This window comes from Citricoccus sp. (genome assembly GCF_035445025.1).
Taxonomy (GTDB): domain Bacteria; phylum Actinomycetota; class Actinomycetes; order Actinomycetales; family Micrococcaceae; genus Citricoccus.
In genome coordinates this window covers 1-4,004 of record NZ_DAOMPX010000115.1, presented here as the reverse complement: position 1 = coordinate 4,004, position 4,004 = coordinate 1, and the positions used below count along the sequence as shown (strand labels likewise).

3 protein-coding genes and 2 pseudogenes are annotated in these 4,004 nt (G+C 67.8%); 2 read left to right on the top strand and 3 right to left on the bottom strand.

Annotation, left to right across the window (positions count from 1 at the left end):
- Positions 1-743: CBS domain-containing protein (locus PLJ28_RS15155; RefSeq protein ID WP_324590366.1), on the top strand; the 743-nt coding region annotated here is incomplete at its 5' end.
- 527 nt (positions 744-1,270) lie between these two features.
- Positions 1,271-2,122, top strand: a complete 852-nt coding sequence (locus PLJ28_RS15150) for an alpha/beta fold hydrolase (RefSeq protein ID WP_183525436.1) — start codon at positions 1,271-1,273, stop codon at positions 2,120-2,122.
- 249 nt (positions 2,123-2,371) lie between these two features.
- Here PLJ28_RS15150 and PLJ28_RS15995 read toward each other — a convergent pair.
- The 3 genes and pseudogenes from PLJ28_RS15995 to PLJ28_RS15145 form a co-directional block, all read right to left on the bottom strand.
- Positions 2,372-2,443 (bottom strand): annotated as a pseudogene (locus PLJ28_RS15995) (Lsr2 family protein); the annotation flags it as partial.
- A 79-nt stretch (positions 2,444-2,522) separates the two neighbouring features.
- Positions 2,523-2,660, bottom strand: a pseudogene (locus PLJ28_RS15990) (Lsr2 dimerization domain-containing protein); the annotation flags it as partial.
- 93 nt (positions 2,661-2,753) lie between these two features.
- Positions 2,754-3,599: a phosphatase PAP2 family protein gene (locus PLJ28_RS15145; RefSeq protein WP_298045586.1), complete on the bottom strand. Its 846-nt coding sequence runs from the start codon at positions 3,597-3,599 to the stop codon at positions 2,754-2,756.
- Positions 3,600-4,004 lie beyond the last annotated feature (405 nt).

Sequence of the window (4,004 nt, the reverse complement as noted above, 5' to 3'; positions counted from 1 at the left end):
CGGTGGTCTCCACCAGCTTCCAGATCGCCGGCTGTGTGGGCACCTCGCTGGCCGCCGGCATCTACGGTGCACTGACGGCCGCGAACGTACGCGCCGGGCTCGGCGAGAGCGAGGCAATGCTCACCGGCTTCCACGGCGCTGCCGCCCTGGTGGTCCTCACCTCACTCATCGGCATCGCCCATGCCATCCTCGCGTACCGTTCGGTTCGCTCGCGTCGCTCGGATGAGCTCGATCAGAGCTCGGCGCACACCGTCGCATCGATCATGAAGTCCGAGGTCTACGCCCTGTCCTGGGACCAGTCGGTGCTTGACGCCCTGCGCACCTTCGCAGCACGCGGCATCTCGGGGGCGCCGATCCTCGACGACAAGGGATCATTGGCAGGCTTCCTCTCCGACGGCGATGTCATGCGCTATCTGTCTGCCGCCCATCCGTCCTCGATCTCGATCTACTCCTATGCGGTTGGTGCCGATGACGACCTCGAACAGGCCATGTCCGATCTGGCGAACCTGAATGTCATGAGGCTGGCCACCCGCGATGTCGTCACCATCACGGCCGGCGCATCGGTCGCAGATGCTGTCGCTGCGCTGTCGGACGCACGGCTGAAGAAGGTGCCGGTGGTCAACGGCGAGGATGATCGCCCGGTGGGTATCGTGAGCCGGGCGGCGATCAACCTCCTAGCGATCGCCAACTACCTCCGCACTCGCGATCAGACCCTGCAGTCTGAAAAGACAACGACAGCCTGATCCGCAAAACAGCCGACACACCGTTCATAGGAGGAGGCCACCTTGGCTCGTCAGTCGGTGTCTTGGAGGCCCAGGACGATTTCATGGCCACGCATGCACCACAGCCTGTAGGCAGGATCGAACCGGGTAAGGCGTGGTGAGCCGAAAGCAGTGAGGCCCGCCGAGCGCAGAACGGTACGCAACGCCTTCAGATGCCTAAGATAGTCGGCCCCACTCCAGCGTCCCGAGGGCCTTGACCAGACCGGGGGACAGAATGCCTCCGTAACCGCCCACCACACTGACGATCGCTGACGACCCCTTGCCAGACCTCACCCCAGTAGTGGATCCCGTTTCGGGCAGGAGCCATTGCCCATGCAGCCTCCGCCGGCCTCGGCGAACGGGTGCTGTAAGCCGCTCCCCTAGGGGTCAACCCCGCTACCGGCATGGCTCATGGGGGCGAGCTGCCGCGGGGTTGGGCGGGACGATCGGTGGGCGCGTGCGATGATCGGTGCGGAAGGCATCGGTTGGTCACGGCACTGGGGGCAGGCATGGGTATCGAGCTTCGCGACATCTCGCTGGACGGGGGACGCATCCACTACCTGGTCGCCGGTTCCGGCCGGCCGCTGCTGCTCTTGCACGGCGTCGGGGAGAGCTCGGCGTACTGGCGCGAGGTCCTGCCCCGGCTGGCCAGCCGGTACACCGTGTACGCGCCGGACCTGCCCGGGTACGGCGCCAGTGACCCGTTGCCCTCCGATGAGGCGCCGGCACCGGAACGCCTGGCCGAGGCGATGGCGGCCTTCCTCGACACCGTCAACGGAGCCGAGGCGCCACCGGCCGTCGTGGTCGGTCACTCCCTGGGTGGCAGCATCGCCCTCGAGCTCGCCCTGGGCTACCCGGACCGCGTCCATCGCCTGGTCCTCGAGGACTCCGCGGGACTGGGCCATTACGTCAACCCGGCCCTGCGTGCCCTCACCGTCCCCGGTTACGGTGACGTCGCAACGCGAGCCGGACGCACGAGCATCGGCGCGGTCCACCGTGCGTGGGCCCGGATCCCGCTGATGTTCGCCCAACCACACTTGGCGCCGCCGCACTGGGTGGCGGAGCAGCGTCGCCTGGCGGGCCTGCCACACCACCTGCATACCTCCTTGGCCGCCCTGCGCACCCAGGCCGGTCCCTTCGGGCAGCGCCGGGTGCTGCTCGATGCCCTGCCCCAGCTCCGGATCCCCACCCTCATCATCTGGGGGGCTCAAGACGCGGTCGTCCCGGTATCCCAGGCCCGTCACGCAGCATCCCGACTGCGACATGGTCAACTCGCCGTCGTCCCGGGCTGCGGACACGTCCCCCACCTCGAACGCCCCGAGCACTTCCTGGACGCCCTCCAGTCCTTCGACACCACCTGAGGCACCCACCGTTTCCTCACGGATCCGGAGAATGGCCGGTGGTCAACGCTTCGGCTGAGGCTGCGCTGCTGAGATCTCTCGGCAACGTCGGGCCGATGATCATCGGCATCTGCGCGGGCGAGAAGTCCGATTAGTCCTCGGGGGCGACCGGCGACACGTGCTCAGGAGACTGGGGGGACGTCAGCCCCCCGGCGGCGGGGCGCGGCGATTGCCGGCGTCCATCCAGTCAACGGCAGGGCGCCGCCGGGCTTAGACGGCTTGACGGTAGGCCTCGATCGCTTCACGATGAATACGCACGCGGGCGGCGACCTCGTACCCGTTGTTCTTGGCTCAGGTCCGGATGAGCGTGGCTTCCTGTGCGGCCTCCGGCGCCGCGACCGGGCGCGCGAAATACGTAGTTCCTCATTTCGGCCCTTAACTGCTTGGCGGTGTCCTGGCTGAGGTCGAGCTCGTAGTGCCGGCCATCCACACCGAACCGGACGGTCCCCGCAACCGGTGCACCGGTGAGGTCACCGACCAGGACCGTCTCGATCTCCATCGGGTCCCAGGTGACCTGACCACCGGTGACTACGGACCTGTTCCTGGGCGGCCGCCGTCCGGCCGCGCGCTGCCTCGTCTTGCTCGGGGTTGCTTACGGTTCGGCGAAGGGAGCCGGGGTGGTCCGTTTGCGAGTGGTCAGGTACAGGCGGTGGGCGGTGATGACAATCGCCAGCCATGCCAGGCCCAGGAGCCAGGCGGCGAGGACGTCGGTGAACCAGTGGTGACCCAGGAAGACCCGGCTGATCCCGATGGTGAGAGCGAAGGTTGACGCGAGGGTGATGGTCAGCACCCGGGTACGGCGGGAGTGTTGGCGCAATAGCAGTACATAGGCGACGATGCCAGCGATCACGAGCGCGTTGAGGGTGTGCCCGGACGGGAAGGATGCAGAGTGCTCATACGGGGGGACCGCATCAGCCAGGGGTGGGCGGGTCCGGCCGATGAGGTTCTTTCCGGACAGGGTCATGAACAAGGACCCGGCGGCGGCGGCGGTGATCAGGATGACGGGCGTCCAGGAGCGTCGCCTCAGGGCGAGGGTGACCATGGTGGCGGCGGCGAGGATGGGCATCCCCACCACCCCGGCGATATTGGTGTAGGCCGTGGCCAGGACGTTTGTGCCGGGAGAACGCAGCCCCAGCATGGTGTCCAGGACGGGGTGGTCAAGCGCGGCTACCCCGTTGGCCTGCGTGACGGCCTCATAGGTCTCCGAGGCCAGCCACGTCATCGTCACGGAGATCCCCGCCCCGAGCGCCAGGAGCAGCACCAAAGCCTGATAGGGGCCCAGGAGCCTGCCGATCCGGTTGACGCTGTCGGCGAGCCATAGGCCCGGGCCGGACTTCCACCGGGTGAGGTCCCGCGTCCCGATGTAACGGTCCTGGTCCAGCTCGCCCTCGGTACCCAGGCTGGCGGACCGTTCCGGTCCGGGAGTAGGTTCCGGCATGCTCATCTCCTTACTCGTCACTGGTTTTTCATGGGTCCCTCTTGGGTGCCGCGACATAGCCCCCGGCCCGACACCACACAGTGCGGGCTCTCCCGGGGGCATGGGCGACGGCATCCGGGCCGTCATCTTCACCGCCTGCGGACGTGGACGCTGGGACAACAGGCAGTGAAACAGTCCCCGCGACAGGCCAGTGCGGGGCACGGTACGGGAAGGGAGGGGTGCGACCCACGGAACCGGCGCGGCGGCACGCCTGGTTCGCAGGACCTGAACTGTACCTCGTAGCCGTCGCCCAGTTCGTCGGCCACGCGCGCGGCCAGACGGTTGCCCTCTGCGGTGAAGTGGCGGGCCAACTCCGCTGACTTCCAGGATGACGCACGCCCTACTTGCCTCCCCGGACGTGGTCGG

Excerpts from the sequence above, each read along its gene's own strand:
- PLJ28_RS15150 (WP_183525436.1), top strand. The coding sequence starts at position 1,271 with ATGGGTATCGAGCTTCGCGACATCTCGCTGGACGGGGGACGCATCCAC.
- PLJ28_RS15145 (WP_298045586.1), bottom strand. The coding sequence starts at position 3,599 with ATGCCGGAACCTACTCCCGGACCGGAACGGTCCGCCAGCCTGGGTACC.